General features: G+C 56.8%; 17 protein-coding genes and 1 pseudogene. 14 read left to right on the forward strand and 4 right to left on the reverse strand.

What is annotated here, in order from left to right:
* Positions 1–449 precede the first annotated feature (449 nt).
* From BN2664_RS07590 to BN2664_RS07595, 3 genes are all read left to right on the forward strand, one after another.
* Positions 450–3,713 carry an adhesin domain containing protein gene (locus BN2664_RS07590; RefSeq protein ID WP_197408651.1) on the forward strand — a complete coding sequence of 1,088 codons (3,264 nt, stop codon included), beginning with the start codon at positions 450–452 and terminating at the stop codon, positions 3,711–3,713.
* Positions 3,710–4,906: a G5 domain-containing protein gene (locus tag BN2664_RS09280; RefSeq protein ID WP_197408652.1), complete on the forward strand. Its 1,197-nt coding sequence runs from the start codon at positions 3,710–3,712 to the stop codon at positions 4,904–4,906. Before BN2664_RS07590 ends, BN2664_RS09280 begins: the two co-directional genes overlap by 4 nt.
* 639 nt (positions 4,907–5,545) lie before the next feature.
* Complete coding sequence (locus BN2664_RS07595) at positions 5,546–6,226, forward strand: type I restriction-modification system subunit M N-terminal domain-containing protein (protein ID WP_007000786.1); 681 nt, start codon at positions 5,546–5,548, stop codon at positions 6,224–6,226.
* A 209-nt stretch (positions 6,227–6,435) separates the two neighbouring features.
* On the opposite strand, the gene BN2664_RS09285 is transcribed toward BN2664_RS07595, so the two are convergent.
* Complete coding sequence (locus tag BN2664_RS09285) at positions 6,436–6,774, reverse strand: hypothetical protein (RefSeq protein WP_007000785.1); 339 nt, start codon at positions 6,772–6,774, stop codon at positions 6,436–6,438.
* A 268-nt stretch (positions 6,775–7,042) separates the two neighbouring features.
* Between BN2664_RS09285 and BN2664_RS09490 the strand changes: the two genes are divergently transcribed.
* The 11 genes and pseudogenes from BN2664_RS09490 to BN2664_RS09065 all read left to right on the forward strand — a co-directional run bounded on the left by BN2664_RS09490 (position 7,043) and on the right by BN2664_RS09065 (position 18,730).
* A complete protein-coding gene (locus BN2664_RS09490; protein WP_231723460.1) occupies positions 7,043–7,243 on the forward strand; it encodes a M20/M25/M40 family metallo-hydrolase in 201 nt (66 codons plus the stop codon).
* A gap of 203 nt (positions 7,244–7,446) precedes the next feature.
* Entirely contained in the window at positions 7,447–8,301 is an 855-nt protein-coding gene (locus BN2664_RS07610; protein WP_007000783.1) for a siderophore-interacting protein, read from the forward strand.
* Between the two features lie 201 nt (positions 8,302–8,502).
* Positions 8,503–9,657 carry an MFS transporter gene (locus BN2664_RS07615; protein WP_007000782.1) on the forward strand — a complete coding sequence of 385 codons (1,155 nt, stop codon included), beginning with the start codon at positions 8,503–8,505 and terminating at the stop codon, positions 9,655–9,657.
* Positions 9,658–9,868: 211 nt separating this feature from the next.
* Positions 9,869–10,027 carry a hypothetical protein gene (locus BN2664_RS09295; RefSeq protein ID WP_197408654.1) on the forward strand — a complete coding sequence of 53 codons (159 nt, stop codon included), beginning with the start codon at positions 9,869–9,871 and terminating at the stop codon, positions 10,025–10,027.
* Positions 10,028–10,039: 12 nt separating this feature from the next.
* Positions 10,040–10,384 (forward strand): annotated as a pseudogene (locus BN2664_RS09300) (type I restriction endonuclease subunit R); the annotation flags it as partial.
* 284 nt (positions 10,385–10,668) lie between these two features.
* Positions 10,669–12,225, forward strand: a complete 1,557-nt coding sequence (locus tag BN2664_RS07620; protein ID WP_197408655.1) for a type I restriction endonuclease subunit R — start codon at positions 10,669–10,671, stop codon at positions 12,223–12,225.
* A gap of 196 nt (positions 12,226–12,421) precedes the next feature.
* On the forward strand, positions 12,422–13,840 hold the full coding sequence (locus tag BN2664_RS07625) for an HsdM family class I SAM-dependent methyltransferase (protein ID WP_269431469.1): 1,419 nt from the start codon (positions 12,422–12,424) through the stop codon (positions 13,838–13,840).
* A complete protein-coding gene (locus tag BN2664_RS07630; RefSeq protein ID WP_007000776.1) occupies positions 13,840–15,072 on the forward strand; it encodes a restriction endonuclease subunit S in 1,233 nt (410 codons plus the stop codon). Before BN2664_RS07625 ends, BN2664_RS07630 begins: the two co-directional genes overlap by 1 nt.
* Positions 15,072–18,059 (forward strand): type I restriction endonuclease subunit R, encoded by a 2,988-nt coding sequence (locus tag BN2664_RS07635; RefSeq protein ID WP_007000775.1) that lies wholly within the window; start codon positions 15,072–15,074, stop codon positions 18,057–18,059. The genes BN2664_RS07630 and BN2664_RS07635 overlap by 1 nt, the downstream gene beginning before the upstream one ends.
* A gap of 96 nt (positions 18,060–18,155) precedes the next feature.
* Positions 18,156–18,428: a type II toxin-antitoxin system RelB/DinJ family antitoxin gene (locus BN2664_RS07640; protein WP_007000774.1), complete on the forward strand. Its 273-nt coding sequence runs from the start codon at positions 18,156–18,158 to the stop codon at positions 18,426–18,428.
* Positions 18,425–18,730 (forward strand): type II toxin-antitoxin system YafQ family toxin, encoded by a 306-nt coding sequence (locus BN2664_RS09065; protein ID WP_007000773.1) that lies wholly within the window; start codon positions 18,425–18,427, stop codon positions 18,728–18,730. Before BN2664_RS07640 ends, BN2664_RS09065 begins: the two co-directional genes overlap by 4 nt.
* A gap of 447 nt (positions 18,731–19,177) precedes the next feature.
* On the opposite strand, the gene BN2664_RS07650 is transcribed toward BN2664_RS09065, so the two are convergent.
* The 3 genes from BN2664_RS07650 to BN2664_RS07660 are packed head-to-tail and all read right to left on the reverse strand — an operon-like array spanning position 19,178 to position 25,404.
* On the reverse strand, positions 19,178–21,817 hold the full coding sequence (locus BN2664_RS07650; protein ID WP_231723461.1) for a DEAD/DEAH box helicase: 2,640 nt from the start codon (positions 21,815–21,817) through the stop codon (positions 19,178–19,180).
* On the reverse strand, positions 21,810–22,745 hold the full coding sequence (locus BN2664_RS07655) for a HamA C-terminal domain-containing protein (RefSeq protein WP_231723462.1): 936 nt from the start codon (positions 22,743–22,745) through the stop codon (positions 21,810–21,812). The genes BN2664_RS07650 and BN2664_RS07655 overlap by 8 nt, the downstream gene beginning before the upstream one ends.
* Positions 22,746–22,761: 16 nt before the next feature.
* Positions 22,762–25,404, reverse strand: a complete 2,643-nt coding sequence (locus BN2664_RS07660) for a DEAD/DEAH box helicase (protein ID WP_007000770.1) — start codon at positions 25,402–25,404, stop codon at positions 22,762–22,764.

Genomic DNA, 25,404 nt, shown 5'->3' on the forward strand with positions numbered 1-25,404 from the left:
CCAGACGGCGTTTGTGTGCGACCCCGTCAGCCAGACCGGCGGGAAGAACGGCATCCTTCTGGTCGGCGACGGCATGGGCGACCAGGAGATCACCGCGGCCCGCAACTACGCGGTCAGCAACGGAAACAGATCGCCATCCTCCCCAAGGTGAGAGCATCTAGAACCAATCCTTGACGATCGCTATGTGATCTTATGCTCACTGACAAAACGCCCGTAGGGGAGAGTACCCCTCAACGCCTTGCTGTTCAATTGTTGGCCGCCTCGGATATGCGAAATCCGCGCAGTGTCGAAAGCAAGAAAAGTGCAGTATCCTAGATGCGAATGCTGTTAACTCCTTTACAAACCTGCCGACCCCGAGCCTGCGAGGCCGGCGGTGGAGAGTGTTCTTGCGCGCCGCCCCGTCCTCCGGCTGCCGCTGAAGTCATATAGAAGATTGGAAGGACTTAGGGATGGATTTATCTAAAGCTTCGACACCGGGAAGGCGCTTTTTGCGTGCCCCGAGTGCTGCACTGACAGCCCTCGCCTTAACTCTGGGCGCATCTGCCGGATCCAGCCTCGTGACGGCCTCACCGGCGTCCGCGTCAACCTTCACCGGCGGCATCCGAGACACGTCCGGCGCGGTGGAGAAGGACGCCCAGAAGGCTTCCGACCTCCCGGCTGGATCGTGCGTTGTCTATGAAAGCACTCCGGACGGCAGCCAGGCGGGTTTCACGTGGAAGACGTTGGAGCCAAGCGCAACGAGCCCGTCGAAAACCCTATGGGGCGTGAGTGTGTCTTTTGATAACTCGAAAGATCGCACATTCGCTGATTGGAGCTTCACCAATTCGGGTCTACTTGGCGGCGTTCTGGATGTCGGCGAGCTGCCCTCCATGGAAGTCGGTCAGACCTTCCTTGACAAGAACGTCACCCACAAGGCTGACGAGAACATTGAGATTACTGCGGCCGTCCGCCAACGAAACGTTAATATCTATGCAGAGCTGACCGAGGAGAAAATCAAACAGTTCGCCTCGGCCACTGCCGATAACCCTGTGCGTTACGGTTGGCAAAGTAACTACAAGAAAGGGAACCCGACCGGACCGTATGCCTCGCAAGGTAACAGTGCTGGATTCAGCGCTATCGTAAACCCGTGGCCGAGCGAGAACATCGAATGTAACCCGATCACGGTGTCGTGGGAGTCTTTCGAGAAGCACGTTATCGTCCCTGGTGTGGAAACCAAGGTCGGTAAGATCAACGTTCCTGCTGTCAAGGGCGAAGGCACGGACGATTCGATGTCTCGCATGGTCGTGGAGGCCTACGACGGCAACGGTAAGTTCATCGGCACCACCGACCCGGCAGCGTCCGGCGGTACGCAGAACCTGCGTATCGACGAAAAGACCGGCGAGATCTACTTCACCTGGCCTGAGTATCGCGGTACCGACTTGGCCACTGACAAGAACGTGAGCTTCTCCGTTCTGGCTAAGCCACGTACCGTGGACCAGCTCCAGGCTGCTGACAAGAACAACAATCTCTATGGCGAAGGCAAAGTCTTCGACAGCTCTAATTCGCTGACTCGCTACAACAAGGCGAACGTCATCGACTCGAAGGCCTTCTCCCTGGATGACACGGAGTACCACTCCCCGAAGTACGACAAGACCGAGGCTTCGATCATCTCCGGCGTCGATAGCGCTACCGGCCCGATTGCGACCGAGCCGCAGAAGGTCACCTTCACCCAGACCGCTGACCTGATTAAGGAACTGGCAAAGAAGAAGGGCGACGGCGGCTTCGAAGCTAAGGTCACCCTCGACGAGAGGTACGTCTACGAGGGCTGGACCGTGGAGATGGACGAGGACTACAACGTCACCGTCACCGCCCCGGAGAATCCGCGTCCGGGCACCTTCGCGCGCCCTGTTATTACAGTGGAGTACTCCAACGGCTCCACTGACAAGCTTGAACTGCTCGTCGTTGTTGACCCGAACAACACCCAGGTCACCGACCTCGTACGCCCGGGTCTGACGAAGGGCACGATTGGCGACGAGCTGACCGCCCAGGTGGGCACGAAATCCATCATGAAGGGCTACAAGCCGGTTCACCCGGCTAAGTTCGAGATCGATGAGTCCACCGTTCCTGAAGGCTGGACTGTCACTATCGATGAGACCGGCAAGGTCACTGCGAAGGCCGACGACACCGTGGCGCCGGGCACCATCATCACCCCGAAGGTGAAGGCAACCTACCCGGACCAGACCACGGACGAAATCGAGACCCAGTTCCAGGCGATCGTTGACATCAAGATCCCGACCTACGGCACGGTGACCAATAAGCCAAGCGCCAAGGTCACTCTCAAGCCTGAGGTTCCAGAGCGCGGCCTGAGTGGTAACACGAGCGATGAGGCGCCGAAGCGCTACACCTTCAAGGAAGGTAAGACCGAGTACACCGTCGAAGATGAGAGCGGTAAGTGGACCGTCAAGATTGATGAGACCACTGGTGAAATCACCACGACCATTCCTCGGACCGCTCCAGAGGGCTACATCCTGAACGTGCCGGTTCTTGCCTACTACGACAACGTTGACAAGCCGCAAGAGGTCAAGGGCACCGTGGTCGTTCTGAAAGGCGATATCAACGCGTCATACGACGTGCAGACCACCGGCCCGAACCAGGCTGTGAACCACAACGTTCAGGACGCCCCTAAGGGGTCGAAGTTCTCGTTCGGTAAGGATGAGAACGACCAACCGATCACCGAGCAGGAGGTTGACGGCTGGAAGTACAAGGTCGACCCGAACACCGGTGTCGTCACTTCTACCCCTCCGGCAGATGCCAAGCCGGGTGACAGCAAGACCATCAACGTCACTGTTGAAACCCCAGACGGTTCAACTCCGTTGGTGCCTGTCACCACCGTGGTGAAGCTAACCAACAGCTGGGAAGCTGAGCCGACCTACCCTGTAGAAACGGTCTACCCGGGCGAGACCGCGACGCTACCAGTTGCTCTGGAAAAGCCAGACAACGTCAACGTCGCAAAGGAAAACCCCTACAAGCTGGGTGAAATTCCGGCCGGCTGGGATGCCCGCATTGACGAGAACGGCCAGGTAACCGCAACCGCACCTGCGGATGCAAAGCCGGGCGACCAGGTCAAGATTCCCGTCACCGTTTCCTACGAAGACGGCTCCACGGATAGCGCTTACGCAGTGGTGAACGTTGTTGACGTTCCTACCCGTGAAGTTCCGTTCAAGGTCGAATACAAGTACGACGACACCATCCCTGCCGGCGAGTACAAGGTTGAGACCAAGGGCGAGCCGGGCTCAGAAAAGCAGAACAAGGACGGCAGCTGGGAGCAGACCAAGGCGCCGGTGAACGAGGTCGTCATCGTCGGCACTAAGCCTGCTAAGAGCGCCAAGGAAGTCACGTGGACGGTTCCGATCCCGTACCCGACCGAGGTTCGCGAGAACCCGGACCTGAAGCCTGGTGAAACCCGGGTTGTTCAGGAAGGTGAGAACGGCGAGAAGACCTATACCGCTAAGTTCACGGCCGAGGGCGATAAGGCTGAGGTAGCCGAGGAGAAGACCACCAAGGAGCCTGTCAAGCGGATCGTTGAGTACGGCCCCGGCCTAGCTCCGAGCGAGCTGGTGACCAAGGTCGAGAGGCCTGTTCCGTTCGAAACCGCGATCGTCTTCGACAACACCCTGGAAGAAGGTCAGCAGAAGGTTGTGATCAGAAGGGTGAACTTGGTACCGAGGTTGTGACCTCGACTCAGAAGATCGTGGACGGCAAGCCTTCGGGTGACCCGGAAGTGACGACTGAGCGCACCAAGGAACCTGTCAAGCAGATCATCCGTGTCGGCACCAAGACCACCACTGAAGGCACCCACACCAGTGAGTACACCAAGGATGTGCCATTCGAGACCGAGGTCATCTTCGACGACACGATGGAAGCCGGGAAGCAGGAAACTGTTCAGGAAGGCAAGCTTGGTAAGGACAAGGTAACCACTACCCTGACCATCGAGAACTCGAAGGTTGTGGACTCCAAGACCGAAACCGAGCGTGTGACCGAGCCGGTCAAGCAGATCATCAAGGTCGGCACGAAGGGCAAGCCCGCCTCCACCGAGATCGAGTGGACTGAGAAGACTCCGTTCGACGTCGAGGTGCGCGTCAACCCTGACCTGCAGCCTGGTGAAACCAAGGTTGTCCAGGAAGGTAAGCAGGGCGAGGTCAAGCACACCGTCAAGGTGAACGCCGAAAACGGTGAGATCTCCACGGAGGACACCTCCGAAAAGATCAGCGATCCGGTTAAGCACATCGTCGAGGTTGGTCCGGCCAAGAACCAGACCGAGCTGACCGATAAGCACACCGAAAAGATCCCGTTCGACACGGTCATCGAGTACGACCCGAACCTCGAAGTCGGCAAGATCGTTGAAGACCAGCCTGGCGCTTTCGGCGAAAAGGAAATCACCAAGACCTGGAAGCTCGAAAACGGCAAGCCGGTCGGTGACCCGGAGACCACCGAGAAGGTCGTGACCGAACCGCAGCCGCGCAAGCTGCGCGTAGGCGCCAAGTGCAACTGCGAACAGCCGACCCCGGACCCATCCGAGGACCCGAGCGAAGAGCCGACCCCGGACCCGACCGACGATCCGTCAGACGAGCCTACGCAGGACCCGTCCGAGGATCCGGGTGACAAGCCCAGCAACCCGACTGAACCCGGCACGCCCGGCGACGAGCCGAGCCAGCCTTCCACGCCCGGTGACAAGCCGAGTGATGGAGCTCAGACTCCTGGCACCTCGGGTGGGCACGGTAGCAACCCGGCGGGCTCGAGCAGCTCTGGTAGCTGGTCTCTGCCGCACACCGGCGCCAGCGTCGCAGCGGCACTCGTTGCAGCAGCTATGCTGATCACCGGCGGCGTGGGACTGCTCGCAGTGCGCAGGCGCCCCTCGAAGCGCTGAGCTGTAGAACAGTCACTGCGCTGAGTCGCTGACTAACACAAAAGCGGCGAGGCCACGGGAGAGATCCCGTGGCCTCGCCGCTTTTTGTATACGAATTTGTGTGGCGCGTTCAAAGCTGTCTCCTGCAGTGGGTTCAGGCTGCTCGTAAGGCTGGGTTGCCGTCGCCTGGTGAGGGGGACATGAGCCTGGACAACGCCCGGCTTCGTGCCGCGGGCAGAGCGTCAGAGCCGTGCGGGACATGGCACTCATTTGAACGCGCGAAGAGCATGCATGACGCGCGTGATTGCAGCTATGGAGTGTGGAAAATGTGGCAGGCCCTGCACCGTAATGGCATCGCGGTTAGTTGAGAACAGACTGCTAGACTGATGTGCATAGCTGGAGTATCGGGTAGAGGCAAGGGCACATCACCGGTGACAACTCGTAGCTCGAAGAGATTAGATATGTGTCCTGATCTGGTCGGCCGCGACTTCCACCCAGGACGCTTTAGGCTCTTCTCAATTGGTGGTGTATTGGGTCTATGGCTGGGGCCGGGCCGACGGCGACCGGCCGGCCTGCTCAGGTGCCCGCTTCTCCTCCAGTAACATGGCAAGCAGCATGTCGGCGTTGGTGCCGGAGTCGAAGTAGAATGTGGGTTGAGTGATGAATAAGCAGGAGCTTGCTTCCAGGATTTGGAAGTCTGCGAATCGTATGCGCTCGAAGATCGAGGCGAATGAATATAAGGACTACATTCTTGGCTTCATTTTCTACAAGTTCCTGTCTGAAGAGCAGGTGGCGCGGCTGAGGCGGGACGGGCTGGATGACTTGACGGCGCTGACGGAGGACGACGTCGAGATCGTCGAGTACACCCGAGACCTGTGTGGCTACTTCATTTCTTACGAGAACCTGTTTGGCACGTGGCTGGCCAAGGGCAATGATTTCGGCATCGATAACGTTCGCGACGCGCTCTCCGCGTTTAGCCGCAACATTGACCCGGCTCGCAAGAAGGTCTTCAACGGCATTTTTGACACGCTTCAGTCGGGTCTTTCGAAGTTGGGTACGGATGCCCGCGCCCAGTCGAAGGCGGCGCGTGACCTCATCTACCTCATCCAGGACATCCCGATGGGGGGCAAGCAGGACTATGACGTGCTGGGCTTCATCTACGAGTACCTCATCTCGAATTTCGCGGCGAACGCGGGTAAGAAGGCGGGCGAGTTCTACACGCCGCACGAGGTGTCGTTGCTGATGAGTGAGATTGTGGCCTGGCACTTGCGGGACCGCGAGAACATCGAGATTTATGAAACTTTCATGCAACGCTGGATACAAACGCGCGCGAACTACTGACGAACCCGGACTTCGCGCTCATAGCGCAGTCCTACGGTCTGCACGGCGAAACCGTGCGCTCGACCGATGAGATCGTCGACACTGTCGAACGGGCATTGATGAGCCCGACCGGTGCACTGCTGCACGTCATCACCGACCCGACGCTGCGCGCCCCCCTCCCCGGAGGTGCCGGCCGGGGTAATGAACGGAGACCGACCATGACACACACGTCACAGGCTGAGGCATTCCTCGCCGACTGGAACGTCCACTGCACTTTCGGTGCGGTGCCCGGCACCCACGGGGTCGACCGGCAGGAGGCCACCGAGCCCGACGGCCAGCAGCGCCGCTGGTTCGCAGAGCTCCTGCAGCGCCACGGGATGAAGGTCGTCCGCGATGAGATCGGCAACCAGTTCGGGCCGGTCGAAGTCGACCTGGCCGCGTATGCCGAGATCCACGTCGAGCAGGGCCAGCAACATGGACGAGGACGGCGTCACGCGCTGCTCGGGGCGGCCACGCTCATCGTTGCCGCCCGCGAGCTCGTCGACGACTACGAAGAGGGCGTTCTGCATTCCGCGGTCGGTGAGATCACCGTCTACCCGAACTCCCCGGTCGTCGCCAGCGAGGCCCGCATCCTGCTCGACCTGCGTTCACCGAGCATGGAGGTCATCGACAGCGCGGCTGCGAAGCTGCGGACGAGCATCGCCGAGGTGGAGGAGACCGTCGCTGTCGAGATCGACATCGTCCACGAGCACGCCTGGGACCAGAACCCCTACCAGCCGGAGGGCACCGCGTTCCGTCGCCAAGGCATTCGGCCTGTCCCATGGCGAGGTGCTGACCGTGGCCGGTCACGATTCGACGAACATGAAGGACCTTGTGCTGACGGTGATGCTGTTCGTGCCGAGTTTCGAAGGCGTCTCGCACAACCTCAACGAGTTCACCAAGGACGACGACCTGCTCGCCGGTCTCAACCACCTCACCGAGGTGCTGCGACGGATCGTGACAGATCCCGCGGTGGTGGCCGAGGCCGGGAACGGCTGATGCTGGCATAGGGGCTCGAACAGAACGACATGCGGAAGCGGCGAGGTGCACCCTCGCCGCTTCCTGCTTCTTCCGGAGGCTGCTGGCCTCCGGGATTCCGTTTGTCCAGGCAGCGCCAGAAGCTGCTCGCGGTCGCGTCGACATCGCCGTGGGTGCCGGTGTAGGATCCCTCTTAAGGTTAGGCTAACCTAAGAAAGGCTTACATGTCCAAACGAGGCAATCTGCTTGAGAGCACCGCGAAGTCGACGATCCGTGCGGTCTACTCGCGGTCCATGGCGCTGCCACCGGAGCGCGACCACTGCCCCCAGTTCTCCGCTCGCGTCACCGCCGTCACCGACCTGACGCCGGCGTTCCGCCGCGTCACGATCACAGCCTCGGAGATCTCAGACGTGGCGCTGATGGGTCCGGATGAGTATGTGGGTCTCTTCATGCCGCCGCCCGGGCAGGGCCTCCAGATGCCCGACTACGCAGGTCTCAACCCACGATCGACTCTCTCGCGCATTCCGGAGGCCTCCCGCCCCGATCTGCGGTGGTACACAGTGCGCGAACATCGCGCGGCGCTCGCTGAGATCGACATCGACATCGTCAGCCGCGGACACGACGGTCCCGGCGCCCGCTGGATCACACGGGTGAAACCTGGCGATCCGGTCGGCCTGCGCTTTCAGACCGCGCCTTACGGCAGTGCTCCCGATGTCGGGCACCACGTGCTGATCGCCGATGAGACCGGTCTTCCCGGTGTGCTCGAAATCCTCTCCGCTCACAAATCGGACCCCGAGCTGCGCTTCAGTGCGATCGTCGAGGTGCCGAGCGAGGACCATGTCCTGCCGGGTACGCGCGAAGCCGGCATCGCCGTCGTGTGCCGCGGTGGAGACGACCCCGGTTCTGCGCTCGCCGCTGAACTCGGCCAGCAGCAGTTGGGCAGGATCGACTACGGATGGGTGTGTGCCGAGGCCAAGACTGCCGCGCTCGGACGGCGCTTCCTGGTCAAGGAATGCGATGTCCCCCGCCGTCAGGTGATGAGCTCGGGCTTCTGGAAGGTTGGTCGTGCGCGCCTCTGACACACGAATCCGCAACGGATCCTCGAAAACCCGGCTCAGCGAACGGCGCTTCCTGCTGCTTCTTGCGCTGTATGCCTCCCAGTACTTCGGCATCGGGTTCCTCATGACCGGCGCTACGGCTATCCTCCGCGAGAAAGGGGTCGCACTCGAATCGATGGCAGCCGTGAGTGCCCTGGGGATGCTCTGGGCGGTGAAGTTCCTGTGGCACCAGTGGTCGACCGATTCGGCCGCAACCGGGCCGGGGGCCACTACCGCAGCTGGCTGCTCGTTCTTCAGCCGCTTCTCGCCTGCGTCCTTGCGGTCATCGCCTGCCTGCCGGATGTGCGCGCACAGTTCGGGGTCTTCCTGCTGCTGGCCGCCGTCTACATCCTCCTCTCGGCGACGCAGGACGTAGCGGCCGATGCCTTGGCGATCTCTTCGATCCGCAGTGATGAACGCGGATTCGCCAACGGCGTCCAGGTTGCCGGGAGCTACATCGGCCTCATCGTCGGAGGCGGACTCACGACCGTGATCTACGGGTGGGCCGGCTGGTTCGCCGCCCTCGCGACTCTTGCTGTGCTCACCCTCCTGCCGACGCTGCTGATCGCCGTGAGCCCTGAACCCCCAGCCAGCGCCGAGGCGCGGGCCGCGCGGATCTCGGTGAACACCATCTGGACGGTGGTGCGCCAGCGGGGCGCGGGGATCTGGATGCTGCTTGTGGTGCCGATAACGTGGATGGGCCTCACTGCAGGCTACAGTCTCATCACCCCGAGCCTCATCGACCAAGGTTGGAGCGCCGAAGAGACAGCCACCCTGACTACGCTGCTCGCTGGTGTCTGCGGGACAGCTGCCGCCCTCGGCACAGGGGTGCTGATCCAGCGCTTCGGCAGGGAGCGCGTCCTGCTGGTCGGCTGTGCACTGGCGGTTATCGGAATGGTCGCGTTCCTCCCCGTCATCTCGGGTGTAGCATCCACGGTCTACATCGTCGCGGTGACGATCGTGTTCTTCCTCGGCTACACCGCCGGCTCCATCATCGTGTACTCGATCAACATGGACTACTCGCGTCCGGGCAGCGCTGGGTCGGACTACACCACGCTCGCCTCGTTCGCCATGCTCGTGTCCTTCGGCGCTGGCGCGGTCTCCCTGTCTGTGGCCGGCCAGCTGGGCTACGTGTCGGTGTTCGTCGGTTCGAGCATCCTCTACGCCATCGGCGCGGCACTGACCGTGTGGCACCAGCGGCGATACCGGACGCAGACGCTCAACCACGGCGCCGGTCGCGCCGTGCTGCCGGTCGAGTCGGCCGCTGCGGGGCCCGAATCGGTCGTCAGCACCGCTCTCAGCGCGACTGCACCTGACCGGGAGGAACGTGAACGCTGAACCCGGCGCTTGCGCGTGTTCCGTCGGCGGGGTGCAGTGCCAAGTCGTGCCGGCCGAGGCTTCAGTCGTCTGAGAGGTAACCGGTCTCCGGGTCGATCTCGGCGAGGAAGTCGCGGATCGCCTCGATGTGGTCCTCATCCGTCAGCGTGGAAGACGGATAGGTCCCGCCGGCAAAGCCGTAGCCCGGATTGGGTCCGGTGAGCCAGTCCTAGTGATACAACTGCAGATCACTGAGAAGGTCGATCCAATCACTGGTGTTCGCTCGCGTAGTAGGCAGATCATCTTCCCGCGCTTCCACCAGTGGGAGGCCGTCACTAGTTTGCTCGAGACCACGAGCGCTGAGGGGGCGGGTAGTAAGTACCTGATCTAGCACTCTGCAGGATCAGGAAAAACGAACTCGATCGCGTGGCTGGCTCACGGGCTGGCGAACCTCCACAACGCCGATATTTCGAAGACTTTTGATTCGGTGATTGTCGTGACAGATCGTACCGTGCTCGATGACCAGCTTCAGAAGGCAATTGAGGGCACGAGGGGTTTGGTCGAAACGATTAACGCTGACGAGGTTTGTAAAGCGTCAGCTACCTCAAAATCGGACCTGTTAGCCAAGGAACTGAGTAGCGGCAAGCTCATCATCATCGTCACGTTCCAGACTTTCCCGTTAGTGCTTGAGGCGCTTGCGCAGCAGGGTGGGCTCGCGGATCGCAAGTTTGCGGTAATCGCGCACTAGGCGCACTCATCTCAAACCGGTACAAGTGCTCAGAAGCTGCGACAGGTTCTTTCACAAGCAGAGGTCGAAGCCCTCGAGGGCGGTGGCGAGGTAAGCGTCGAGGACGTGCTTGCCGGTGAGATGGCAGCGCGGGCGACAGCTCAGAACATCTCGCTCCATGCATTTACTGCTACGCCGAAGGGCAAGTCGTTGGAGATGTTTGGCGCCCTGGTGCGGATGGGTTGCCACAGCCTTTCCACGTGTACACGATGCAGCAGGCCATCGAGGAGGGTTTTATCCTTGATGTGCTGCGTAACTACACGACTTATGAGACGGCTTTCCAGCTCGCTCAGAGAGCTGGTGGTGCTGTTGGTGGTGAAGATCTCGTCGATGAGGGCACCGCGAAAGAGAGCCTCATGCGGTGGGTGAGTCTGCATCCGGCAAACATTGTTCAGAAGGTTCAGATCATCGTCGAGCATTTCCGCGAGAATGTTGCTGAGCTCCTCGATGGACACGCTAAGGCGATGGTGGTGACCTCGAGCCGAGCCGCTGCGCTGAAGTACAAGATGGCAATCGATGCTTATGTTGAGAAACACAATTACCCATTGGGAACCTTGGTGGCGCTCTCCGGAAGCTTAACCGCTGAGCAGATTGATGATTTCGTGCCCGGAGTGCAGGAGCCATATACAGAAACGAACATGAACCCTGACCTGCGCGGGCGCGGGATTCCACAGGCGTTCGCGGGCGATCAGTTCCAGGTTCTGATTGTTGCCAACAAGTACCAGACGGGCTTTGATCAGCCGTTGCTGTTCGCGATGTACGTGGACAAACGCCTTGACGGGATCGAAGCGGTCCAGACGCTTTCCCGTCTGAACCGTACCCTGCCGTCGAAGGGTAAAGACACCATGTACATTCTTGACTTCGTCAACGACACGGACACGATCCGTGACGCACTCCTGCCGTACTACCGCACTGCCGAAATCATTGAAACTACCGACCCAGACCTCGTGCATGACCTTGCGCGGAAGCTTGAAATTGCCGGGATCTATACGAAGGATGACGTGGATGCCTTCGCGCAGGCATTCATCATCGAGAAGAAGCACGGTAAGCACACTGCACCGCTGAAGCAAGCCGCTGATCGGTTCAATGACCACTACGTCGCAGCCTTGGCCGACAACACAAAGGCCGAGATTGACGAGCTTGACCTCTTCCGCAAGGACGTTGGCTCATTCGTGCGCCTCTACGATTTCCTGTCTCAGGTTGTCGACTATCAGGACACCGACCTCGAGAACCTCGCCCTGTTCCTCCGGCTACTACGACCGCGACTTACTGGTCGCAAGACTCCAGAAGAGCTGGACTTTAACAACATCGAGCTCACCCTCATCAAGCAGACGCGCCAGAGCGAAGGAGCTATTTCACTCGGCGGCGACGGCGAGAAGCTCAACCCGATGGGAGTTGGCGGTGGACGTTCGCGCGACCCGCACCTGGTGGCCTGGGAAGAAACCCTGAACAACATCAATTCCCTGTTTGAGGACGAAGAGTTTGACCCTGGTTCAGTGGAGTCTTGGGGACAGGGCGTCGTCACGATTCTGGTTCAGAATGAAGAGATTAAGGATCAGGTCAACGCAAACACCAAGGAGCAGTTTCGTGAGTCGCAGACGATCGAAACTGCCGTCACGAATGCGGTGCTCGATCACCAGGACTCCCAGCAAAACATCATGGAGAAGTTCTTCGAAAGCGCTCATCGTAAGGGCCAGATCATTAAAGAGATCTCCGACCTTGTTTACTGGGAGCTTCGCCACCAGGCTGAGAAGGATACACAGCCTCAAGACGATGAAGAGGATGACGTCGACCAGGAGTAGCAATTGCTGCGCGCGAAATCCCGACTGGTTCACCCCTCTACGGAAGACAGCCGGGGTAGCGGCGTGCCGGACACTCAACGGTTAAGCAGCCTAATCTCCAAACGACGGCGACGGTACGAATTCCCAGTTCATAGCCGGTCTCGGCGCTATCGGATAGCACCACTCCGCACCAGGGTCTTGTATCCATCGTGACTGGTTGTGCGACCCAGGGGTAGGCACGGGCGGCATGTTGTCGATTGCAGCCCAGCACGTCGCGGAGATGAACGAAACCGCTCGTCTAGAGGTGTTCGGTCAGGAGCTCAATCCGCAGACCTATGCCGTGGCGAAGTCAGACATCATGATCAAAGGCGAACGCCAAGAGCGCATCTACCTTGGTAACACGCTCACTGACGACAAGACGGCAGGCAAGCACTTCGACTACATGCTGTGCAATCCGCCGTTCGGGGTGAACTGGAAGAAATACGCCGCCCCGATCCTCGAAGAAGCCGAGCGCAAGGGGTATCAGGGCAGGTTCGGCGCGGGCACTCCCCGGGTCTCGGACGGCTCGTTCCTGTTCTTGCAGCACATGATCTCTAAGATGCAGCCCTACGATCCCAACGATCCGGTCAACGCACCAGGAACACGGATCGGCATCGTGTTCAACGGCTCTCCGCTGTTCACAGGCGGGGCTGGCCAGGGCGAGTCCGAAATTCGCCGCTGGATTCTTGAAAACGACTGGCTCGAGGCGATCATCGCCCTACCGGATCAGATGTTCTACAACACCGGAATCCTCACCTACGTGTGGGTGCTCTCCAACCGGAAAGAACGCCGCCGCAAGAGCAAGGTGCAACTCATCGACGCCACCAACTATTTCCAGCGGATGCGCAAACCCCTCGGTGAGAAACGAAAAGAACTCACCGAGGCCAACATCGCTGACATCACGCGCATCTATGGTGCGTTCCAGGAAACTGAGGAGTCGAAGATATTCGATACTGAAGACTTCGCCTACCACGAAGTCACCGTCGAACGCCCTCTGCGGCTCAGCTTCCAAGCCACGCCCGAGGCCATCAAGGCGCTCCAAGAAACCAAGACATTCACTGCGCTGGCCACCTCCAGAAAGAAGGCCGAACCGGCACGCTCCCAGGCGATTGAGGCTGGCAAGCGCCTACAAGACGTAATCATCAAGACCCTACAGGGGCTCGGCTCTGAGCAGGTGTTCCTGAATCGTGACGAGTTCACTAATGCGGTCCGCGAAGGCGTCAAAGAGCGCGGCCAGAAGATCAGTATTACTGTGCTGCGCAAGATCGTGGCAGAACTCGGCGTGAAGAACCCGGACGCGGACATCTGCCTCGACGCGAAAGGCAACCCAGAACCTGACTCAGACCTGCGCGACAGTGAACAGATCCCGTTCCGTGAGGACGTCGAAGCCTACTTCCAACGTGAAGTCATCCCCTACGCGCCAGACGCGTGGATCGACCACAGCAAAACCAAGATCGGCTACGAGATTCCCTTCACCCGCTATTTCTACAAGTACGAAGAACTCGGCGACCCGATAGAAACCCTCACCGAAATCCAAGCCCTCTCCGCAAGCATCCAAGCCGACATCGCCAAACTCTTCAGCGAGCAGGTGGGGTAATGGGCGAATTGGAACGACAGGATATCCCCTGGATAAAGGAAGTTCCGGGTGGCTGGGAATCTGCAAAGCTCATTCGCCTCACGCGAATCAATACCGGAAACATGGATACCGTAGATTCGGTAGATGATGGACTCTATCCTTTCTATGTTCGATCTCCAGTTGTTCGTAGAGCTAACGCCTTCACCTTTGATGCTGAGGCAGTTTTGATGTCTGGAGACGGTGCTGGCGCAGGAAGGATATTCCATAGAGTAAGCGGAAAATTTGCATGTCATCAGCGTGTTTACTGCATCGAGTTCTTGAATCGGGTCACCACAGATTTTGGTTTCTACTACCTTTCCACCTTCTTTCCCATGCAGGTGGATGCAGGGTCTGCAAAGTCGACGGTCGACTCAATTCGGAAGCCAATGTTGAACGGGATGCCTATCGTTTTTCCACCCGTTGATGAACAAAGGCAGATTACAGATCTTATTGACCTGCGAACTGCTGAGATTGATGGGATGATCGGGAAGATGGCTCGCCAGGTGGAGTTGTTGGAGCGGTATAGGCGTGAGCTGATCGCTCGTACCGTGACCCGTGGGCTGGATCCCGATGTGCCGATGAAAGATAGTGGAATCGACTGGATTGGCGAAGTTCCTTTGGCGTGGGAAATCAAGCGGGCTAAAGCGTTGTTCTTTCAGAGAAAAGAAAAATCTACCGAAACAGATGTGCACCTGACCCCATCACAAATTTATGGAGTACTTCCTCAAGAAGAGTACATGCGAATGTCTGGCACGAAGCCGGTTCTTAACCTCTCAGCTCCTAACAATATGAAACATGTAGAGATTGGTGATTTCATCATTCATCTGAGAAGTTTCCAAGGTGGTATAGAGCTTTCGAACTACGCCGGGAAAGTGAGTAACGCCTACACGGTCATTTCCGCTCGTCAGGGTGGAGACAAGAACTACTATCGATGGCTATTGAAGTCTTCTCCGTTCATTGCGAAGCTGTCTTCGCTGACTGACCAATTACGGGATGGGCAGTCAATTAATTTCAAGACTTTTAGTCATATGGTTTTCCCTCTACCTCCACTATCTGAGCAGGGCCGCATAGCGGATTTCCTTAACAAAAAATCCAGCGAAATTGACTCCACTGTGGCCGGGATCAATAAGCAGATTGAGCTTCTAGGTAAATATCGCAAGCAGGTTATTAATGATCTGGTGACGGGCAAGGTTCGTGTGGGAGAGGTTGCGTGATGGATACGTCTGAGCGCAGGTTTGAGGACGAGATCGAGTATTGGTTGACGCACGTTGGCCCGTCTGAGTTTGACCTTTATGAGTCGAAGTCGCCTTCAGGGTATGACAGGCAGCTTGGTTTGTATTCGCAGGATCTGCTGGATTTTGTGCGGGAGACTCAGCCTCAGCAGTGGGAGCGCCTGGAGCGTATTCATGGGGCGAAGGCTGGCGAGAGATTCTGTAAACGGGTGGCTCGCGAGCTCGACCGGCGTGGCGTGGTCGAGGTGTTACGCCGTGGCGTAGAAGACCTGGGGGCTAGATTCAAGCTGGTGTTCTTTGCGCCGGGTTCTGATTTGAATGAGGTGTTAGCGGAGAAGTACTGGGCTAACCGGATGACGGTGGTGCGTCAGTTGCACTATTCGACGAAGAACGAGAACTCGGTGGATACTGTGCTGTTCGTCAACGGTATCCCGGTGGTGACGTTGGAGTTAAAGAATCAGCTGACTGGCCAGACGTACCGGAATGCGATTCATCAGTACAAGAGTTCCCGGCCTGCTTCTGAGGTGTTGTTTGGGTTGAACCGGCGTGCGGTGGTTCACTTCGCTGTCGATACTGACGAGGCGTGGATGACTACGAAGCTCGCCGGGATGGATACTGTGTTCTTGCCGTTTAATCGGGGCTACAAAAATGGTGCTGGCAACCCTCCGGTGCCGGGTAAGTACAAGACGTCTTACTTGTGGGAGGAGGTGCTGGCGAAGGATTCCCTGCTCGATATTCTGCAGCGGTTCGTCCAGTTCGTCCCGCATGAGAGTGATCGGCGTAAGGACAAACTGATCTTTCCTAGGTATCACCAGCTTGATGCGGTGCGTGCTTTGGTGGCGGACGCCAAGGAGCATGGCGCCGGAAAGAACTACTTGGTGCAGCATTCGGCCGGTTCGGGCAAATCGAACACGATCGCCTGGTTAGCGCACCACTTGTCGAATCTGCATGATGATCAGCAGCGGGCGGTTTTCGATTCGATCATCGTGATCACGGATCGGCGTGTGTTGGATAAGCAGCTGCAGGATACGGTTTTTTCGATGGATCACACTGCTGGCGTGGTGGTGAGGGTCGATAAGAACGCCCGCCAACTGACAGAGGCGCTGGCCGATGGTGCGAAGATCATCATCTCGACGTTGCAGAAGTTCCCGTTTGTTGACGTGAGCAAGGTTGCCACAGCCGGGAAGCGGTTTGCTGTCATCGTGGATGAGGCGCATTCGTCCCAGACTGGTGAGGCGTCGGAGAAGCTGAAGCAAGTTCTGGCGGATACCGCTACGGCGGGTAAAGAATCCGAAGAAGACCTCTTAGAGCGATACGCGGCCGCCGAGGCGCAGGTCGAGGCCGAGCAACTTGAGATTGATGAACAGATCGCTGAGGAGCTACGAACGCAGGGCCATCAAGAGAACCTGTCATTCTTCGCGTTTACCGCGACTCCGAAGCAGAAGACGCTAGAGATCTTCGGCACTCCGGTGCCGGATGCTACTCCACGTCCATTCCACGTGTACTCAATGCGTCAGGCTATCGAAGAGGGCTTCATCCTTGACGTACTCAAGAACTACACCACGTACCAGACGTACTACAAGATCGGTAAGACCACTGCCGATGACCCTGAGTACTCCACCAAGCAGGCGAACAAAGCCCTGGGCAAGTACTTGAGTCTGCATCCATACAATCTGCGGCAGAAGGCGGAGATAATTATTGAGCATTTCCGTGCCAATGTCGCCCACAAGATCGGTGGCCAGGCTAAAGCGATGCTGGTGACGGGGTCTCGCTTGCACGCGGTTCGTTACTACTTCGCCTTCCGTGACTACATCAAACAGAAGGGATACACGGATCTTGGCGTCCTAGTCGCGTTCTCTGGGGCTGTTGAAGATCAGGGGGCGGAGTACACCGAGGAACAACTCAACCAGATTCCTGAAGCCGAGCTGCCCGAAAGGTTCGCTACCTGCGAGTATCAGCTGTTGCTCGTTGCGGAGAAATACCAGACCGGCTTCGACCAGCCGCTGCTTCACACCATGTACGTCGACAAGAAACTACACGGGGTGAAGGCCGTGCAGACCCTGTCAAGGATCAACCGCATGCACCCGGGCAAGACTGACACATTTGTGCTCGATTTTGTTAACACTGCTGAGGAGATCCAGAAGTCTTTCCAGGACTACTACATTTCCACTGGCATCACTGAAGAGACCGATCCGAATATCGTCTACGACTTGTATCACTTCCTCGCCTCCTACCACCTGTGGACAGACAAGGAAATCGAGGGCTTCACAAGAGTGTTCTTTACCCAGCAGACGAAGCAGACCAATCTCGACTTCAGCCGCCTGAACGCCTACCTGGATCCAGCGGTTGCGCGTTTCAATGAGCTCGAGGATGAGGACAAACTTGAAGTGCGAGCGCGGATGAACAAGTTCAACCGCAACTACGACTTCTTGACCCATATCATTCGCTACGACGACGAGCGACTGCACCGTTTCGCCGCTTACGCCAAACTCCTCGTCCGTAAGCTCCGCATCGATGGTGATCCCACCCCACACCTGGAAGATGAGGTCGCACTGCAGTACTACCGCATCCAAAAAGTCTACGAAGACTCAATCGACCTCATGGACGAGGAAGGCCAACTGGCGAACAACCCCGACACCTCAGGTGCGAGCGAAGACGAGAAAGATAGCCTGTCGAATATCATCTCGAAACTCAACGACCGCTGGGGAACCGAGTTCACCCACATGGACAAGGTCATCGAACAGCTTACCGAGGACATGGTCGAAGACGCAGAGGTCAAAGCTCGAGCTCACAACTCCGTGGACTTGTTCTCCATCGTCTACTCTGAGCGCATCCAAGACATCGTCCTTGAGCGCATGAGCCAAAATCAAGATTTCGCGATCAAATACCTTTCGGATGCCCAATTCAGAGCAGATGTCGATCGCGTTCTATTGCCGCTAATCTACTCACGCCTCAATAGCCAAGACTAGCGGCAACCTACACTACTTCTCAGTCGTCAGGCAATTGTCTGGCGTTATTTGTGCTTATGTCATATACTGTCGGTGCAAGTGTTGATGGGGAGTGTCATGCCAAACAGTAGTTTGACGGTACGGATCGATAGTGACCTAAAGGATGAGGCGGCCAAGGTGGTGGAAGGCTACGGGCTCGACCTGTCGTCAATCGTGCGCGCTTTCTTTACCGAGATTGTGAGCACCAATGCTATTCCGCTTTCGTTTGACTATCGCCGTCCCAATGCCGAAAGCTTGGAAGCGATTCGAGAAACCGAAGAAATGATCTCCACTGGCAATGGTGAAGGCTACGCCTCAGGCTCAGATCTCCTCGAGGCTGCTATGGCATGACTTGTCGGCTCACGGGCAAGTTTACGCCTGCCTTTAGTAGGGATCTCAAGAAGAAGGCCGCAAAACGTCGTTGGGAACTCTTCGAACTTGAGACTGTGGTTGATCTCATTCTTGAGAACAGTCTGGAATGCCTAGAAATCCTCAAGCGGAGGCATCGTATGCATAAGTTGTCCGGTGAGTGGGTCGGAAGCAACGAATGCCACGTGGCGAATGCAGGTGATTGGTTGGTTATTTGGCGAGTCGATAACCAGACCGCCTACTTCCAGCGCACTGGATCGCACGATGAGCTCTTTCGAGCATAAAAAATTTTTGGTGGAAATAACGGAGCCTAGTTTTTTGGTTTAGTCGGTCTAAGCGATGACAGCATTTTATTGTCGCGGATTTGCTCACTCGACAACGGTTAGGAAGGTGGCGCCGTGAAGCTAGAAAACTACGGCTGACCAGGGAAAACATAAACCCGCCAACGCTCGCCGAAATTCTAGACCCCCAAGGGCATACTCGCCAAACGCAACCCCAGCCTTATCAAATGCGAGGTCATAGTGGATACTTAGACGTCGAAAATGATAAAAGCCGCTTGAACCCTTGAACCCCTGTTGAGCAGGGGTTTTGTCGTTTCTGGGGTTGTTCGTTGGCTCGCTGGAGGTCCGGTGATCTGGTGCTCGTCGCCATGACGTCCGCGCGGCAGGGGCACGTTTCTGGTTGAGGGGGTCTGCGGGAATGCTTGCGTTAGCGGGTATCAGACGAGGGTGTTAGAACAAGAAATCTGGCATCGAGAAGGCTTCTGGCACGTTGTATCTGATTTCGTTGGCTTCTTTGCGGACGTTGATGTTCGAGCTTTCGAGGAGAATCGGGTTCAGGTGGGGTTTTCCTTCGTGAAGGAAGATTGCATTGGAGACGTTGATTCGAATGTAAGTGGCGCTCTCGCGGGTGAATCCGAGTCGTTGGAGAAGGATGGTTTCCTGTTTCGTTGTGCCGTACTCGACGTATTCGTACCAGTCGTTGTCGAACTGCTCTTTTCCGTGGACCTTCTTGTATTCGTTGGAGAATTTAAGAAAGTAATTCGATAGCTCAAAAAGGATTACTTGCTCAATAGCTTCAAGCGTGTCACTAAAAACAAGGTTTCGGTGTTCTTTCGAATCTAGGTAGCGATTCGGTTGCCGATTGATCCACACAATTCCAGTTTTCCGGTGATGCTCGATTGCACGATTCATGATGGAACGCAAACCGTGTCCCTCCATCCACTGCAACAGGAGGACGGTGTACCAGGACAGCATAGCGAGCTGGTCACTTCCCTTGGTTGTTCTCCCTAACGTCTCGGGATTGTAAATTCGCCATTTGAAGATTGAGGCAAGCCGCTGAAGAAACGCGAGGGTCTCGTCGTAACTGAACTTTCCGTTTGGAGAAAGTTGTGGATACTGGAGTCCAGCTTGGATTGCGTGCGTCAGCGCTTCTGCCTGGTCAACGGAGACATTGATATCGTCATCTTGTTGGCCTTCGCGTCGCGAGAAAGTAGCAATAATGCTGTTGGTAGCCTGTTCGTCAAGATAGTCAGAGAATTCTTCACGCACCAGGCTTTGACGTCCGGTAGTGATGTCGCGCAAGAGCATGAGACCGAATTTGCGTTTCATATCATAACGCTCATAGCTCTCATTCCCTTTGGAGAATTCGATGCGACCTTCCTGTAGATCCTTGACGACACCTTGCTTCATTTTCTTGCTGATAATTTGTGAGTCAGTTTGCACGGATAGCTTCTGTGCAGGAACGTTCGCTTGTAGGAGTTCCTTGGCCTTTTGCTCGGATGCAAGTTGGTTGCCCACGATGATGAATACGTTGCCGTAGAGGTTGAACTCGATACGCCCGACTCGGCCGATCAGGTTCTTGAAGTCGACTGCTGTCATTCCTGCTCTGCCGATTTTGTTGGTTGTGATGACGAGGTTGTCGGCGGGAAGGTTGACTCCTTCGAGGAGCGTGCTGGTGCAGAATAGTGTCGAGATTTTGCCTTCGCGGAACAGGCCTTCGATGCGTTCGCGGATCGCTGGCGGGAGGTAGCCGATGTGGTAGCTGACGCCTCTACGGATGAGACCGCTGAGGTAGTAGTCCTCGTGGACGTCGCGTTCGATGTCTTTTGCGAGAGCGTCCAAGTCTTTATCGTTGAGGTCTGCCAAACCCTGGGCATAGTCACGCGCCGCTTGCACTGCGTGATGTCGGGCAGAATGAAACACGATGGTTTGCCCACGATGATCTGAACCTCGTGATGATTCACTAACAAATCGGGTTACGCCCTGTGCGGTAGCGTCCTGAGCTTGAAGTGAGGCTAGGTGCGTGAATTCTTGGGTGTGGTCGTTGTAGCTGGAAATGGTGTTCTCGTGCAGGTTGACGAGGTATTTGAATTGCGCGACTGGCGAATACTGGGTTGCGACCGCGTTGGTTTCATTTTCGTCAGAGTTTGGATCAACCAGCCTTAGGAATACCTCTGGGTTGGGAATGTTGGGTGAAGCGAAGATGAAGTGTGGTGGTCTGTGGCGGTGTTGAAGGATTGTCACGGTTTGGTAGTAGAACGGGGCGCGGCTGTTCTTGCCTGAGAGTTTGTGTGATTCGTCGAAAAAGACGTACTCGAATTCGATTGCAGGTTTGCCGATCAGAAGGTAAAGCAAGCGTTCTGGGGTGAGCACGAAGATGAAGTTGTGATCGCCTTCGAGCACGATGTCACCAGCGGCACTGACGATTCGATAGTTGTGCCGTTCAAGGTCTTCGCCGAGGTCAGCGATCAGTTTCGAGCGGGTCTCGTTGATCAGCGCTTTTGACGGCACGATGATCGCAAAGTTGGCTGTCACCCCGGATTTGATCTGGTTGGTGATGAAGGTGCGCATGATGAAGGACTTGCCCAGTGACGTTGGGGCCGAGAAGGAAAACTTGCCGTCGTTCAGGCGGTCGTAGATCTTCTTTTGCGGCGCGAAAAACTTCATCGACTTATCACCGGGCACGGTGAGGTATTCGGCTTGGTAGGCGTTGAATGCGGCGTCGAGGATGCCCGCATCGGAAGTCACACCCAACTGCTTCAGGCCTGGGTAGTTACCTAGCGTGGTGAAGATTGCAGGAACGTATGCTTTCGTTCGCGCGTCTTGTGGGTAGAGAATGTGGCACAGGAGCGCGATTTCTTGCGCCCACACCCTGTGTCGGTCACGATTGGTGGGGTGGATTGATTTCGACAGCAGGTCTGCGAATCGCAGGGCGGCTTCAAGATCCACGTCGTATGGGTGACGATCCGCCAGCCCCAATCGATGTAAGCCGTAGTTGTAGAGCAGGTTGGCGTACAGCTGTTTGAGGAATTCGTTGGAGTCGATGTCAGAAAATACGAGCTCGCCGACTGTTAATTTCTTGTCAGACATGGCTACCACCTGGCCCACCCACGAGCCCATCCATAATTGCGTCCGCGTCAACGTCTACTTCGTTGAGAGGCACAACGTAAATGTAGAACGAGTAGTTATCGAGGTTTCGGGTGTTGATCTCGTTGGCGATGATTTGGGCGTGCGCGGCGATATCTCCCTGCATTTTCTGATCGAGCGCAGCCCGATATTGCTGGTTGCCATAGTTCTTCGGATCGAGACCGATGTCGTAGCCCAGGAACATCGAATAAGCGGTATCAAACTCGGGTGCTCCACCCGGCTTCGGGATTAGCAGATCTTTGACGTAGTTTGCTGTTGCTGGGTCGAGGGTCTTGGTGAACACAGTTTGCTCGGCGAGCTGAACCTCGTCTGAGCGATTCTGTTCTATATCTACAACGCGGTCGAATGCTGCAGTGATGGCATCCCCAATGTTGCCGACCACGCTGGAGGTTCCAAACACGATGCTGCTGGTGGTTCGCTGACCGTCTGGTGTGAGTAGGTGGATGGCGTCACAGCGGCTGTGGATCTGGCCTCGGGCCTGGTTGAGCTCGATCTTGCTCATCACTTTGGGTGCTTCGAGGATTTGTTCGAGCAGGACGTAGAGCAAGATTTCACCTAACCCCATGCCGTCTTGTTGTGAACGCATCCGGTTTACCGCGTCGAGAGCAACTTCTTCGAGATCGTCTCGCTGTTTGTAGCCTTCGTATTCGGCGCGGGAGAAGACGTAGCGTCCAACGTTGCGTTTGAGGAACTTGACGAGGGCCGTGTGGTCGAAGCGGTTGTTTTGGATAGACAGATGGAACAGGCGTAACTGTTCGTCGTTTCGAAGACCTAACGTGTTCGAATGGGCCACTTCGGTGAACGTGGACGCGAATGTGTCGCCGCGCAGCGTTGGCGTGATCGTTGCCTGTGCCATCTCGTCTTCTCCCAAGAGGTGTCCTTCCCGCCTACAGCTTTTCGAGGATACGCACGAGCTCCGACAAAGTGATCGCCCCGTCAGGCGGAGTGACGCCATCTTCGAAGACCATGTAGTAGCGGTAGTCATTGCCAGACATGTTCGCCCACGCCCGGCCGAGCCTGATCTTGCGGTTAGAATCGTCGTTCTTCAAATGCTCGCCCTTGGACTCGACAACCACGATGGTGCCGCTAGCGGTCATCACGACGAAATCTGGGTAGTGGTTGAACGGACCGTTGAGGCAAAAGCCCTTGCGTTCAATGATCCGGTGCCACCAGCGAACGTTGTCCATTCCAGAGAAGCGACCAGCGAGTTCGAGCTCAAATCCGTTCATCTTGTCTTCGGCCTCATACAGGGAGCCACCAATGAGGGAGGAGGCATGAATGGGCTGGATCGCTTTCGGAAACGCGTATAACGCTTGAACATCAACGCGGCGGGTCTCGATATCCTCATAGAATCTCTTGACTTTGTGCGCTTCCAAAAGACCATCGATTTTTTGCTTGACCTTGCTTGCTACCGCATGCGGATGCTCTTGAAATGTCAGCAGCTGCTCGGTGCCAAACGCTTCAACCATCCGCACAATGTATGCGCGCAAGTCAGAGTCAGTGATCGAATTGATCGGTTTGATCCGATCGTAGATGGCGATTGCCGTGTTGCGTTTTTGTCCTTCGACGCTCAGTTTCGAGAAGTGTTCGCGCATGAATTTCTGATCGGTACTCGACATCCGGAAGGCTTTAGGAACCTCGGAGTCCTTTCGCACGTCGATCTTGTACATCTGCTCATCGGCCGTCGACAGGTCAATGTCGATGTCTTTCGTCTTTAAGTCAAAGTCACCGGCTAGTGCCTCGTGCTTGAGCTCGTTGTATCCCTCATGAGCGGTCGGGAACAATGCTGATCCGGGTTCTTGGATGACGAATTGGGGAAGGCGAAGGATTTCGATCTCGTCATCAAATTCGTGGTTGACGAAGCTCGTGTCCACAGCATCCTCCAAATCTGAAGGTACGAAGCCCTCACCCATCTGTGCAGCTTCTTCGACCTCCTGCTCATAGTCCGCACCCTGCTGAGCCGCCTGCTCAATCATCGAAGCAACCGTCGGATCCGCCGAAGGCTCTGGTGAACTAGCGGATTCTTCTCGCGCATCCAGATCAGCTGCAACCTGTTCTTCGTCAAACTCCAAGAACTCTTCAACGTCCATACCTTCCCCTGCGACTGGGGACGTTGGGGCAGGTTTGCTTGGCTGGTCCGTGCCAGTGAAGTCGAAAGCTACTTGATCGGCTGCACGGAAGTCACGCTTGGAGAATCCGGCACTGTTGAGCCCCGCAACGATCTGATTGAGCGTGGTCCCGAAATCGTTCGAGGAGGTCAACACGTAACTCATGTTCAACAACGTGTTCGGCTGCTTCCTGGCGTGGGGTTGGCGCAGAACACGGCCAAGGATCTGCTCAACATCGACCTGACTGGTCTTGTTCGCCAACGACGCCAAAATATAGGCGAAGGGGCAATCCCAGCCCTCCTTCAACGCGTTCACGGTGATGATGAACCTGATCGGGCACTCCTTGCTGAGCAGGTCAACGCCTTTAAGCTCGTTTACGTCGGCGGTCTTGATCGCGATCTGCTCTGCAGGAATACCCGCCTTGACGAGCTTGTCACGCAGCCGCTCAAACGAGGTAGCGTCCTCGCTCGTCTTCGGCTGAGCCTGAAACAACACGATTGGGCGAATATAAGCGCCACCACTTTCATACTGCTGTGTAGCAGCGATTTCTAGTGAACGACGCAGGTCGATCGCGTCTGTGACAACATCCTTTTGTGACGCCCGGTTGTATGCGATGACCGGAAGTTTGACCATGCTCTCGTTCTTAAGTGAGAGCGCATCCACATACGAGATCACGTTTGCTTGCCGCTTCGGGGTTGCGGTTAGATCAAGAATGAATGCAGGGTTGAAATTCGTGAGCATCTCCTGGCTCAACGTGCTCGTCGCGTGATGCGACTCATCCACGATAACGACGGGATTCAACTGGTTAATCACCTGGAACAGTGCAGTTTCATCCGCGTTCTCGATCGGCTGCTCCGGGGCACCAAACGCGGTCGCGAACGAGGCGAGATTCCCATTAGCTTGGTATGCCTTGCGTCCGTCCTTTGTTCGTGAGCGGAACGAATCATACGAGAGCACCATCACTGACAGCTGCTCAGCCACGGTCGACGGGCTGAAATTCTGCCCTGCCAGCAGCTCTTCTTTCGAATACACCTCAACACGGCCACCAAAATCAGCGTTCAACTTCTGCCGATACGGATGGGCCGGATTCTTCAACGCCGCCAAGGTTTGCGTCAAAATCGAATCCGACGGCACCAGCCACACCACAGCCTGTTTCCGCGTCGGCGGCAAAGCCTCAAATATCGGCTTCACCGACGCACACGCCAAAAACGTCTTCCCACCGCCAGTTGGAACCTTGTAACACACGTGCGGAACACCATCGATCACATTCTGGTAGCCCGGCATCTGCGGGGTGCCAACCTCAATCTGGCGAGACTCCCAAAACACCTTAAAAGCATCGTTCAGCGTAGGCTGCTCGTTGAGCTGGGTGAGGTAATCCTCTAGATCGGCGATCACCCGGTTTTGATACTTCTTCAACTCCAT

It is taken from the genome of Actinobaculum massiliense (assembly GCF_001457435.1).
GTDB classification, from domain to species: domain Bacteria; phylum Actinomycetota; class Actinomycetes; order Actinomycetales; family Actinomycetaceae; genus Actinobaculum; species Actinobaculum massiliense.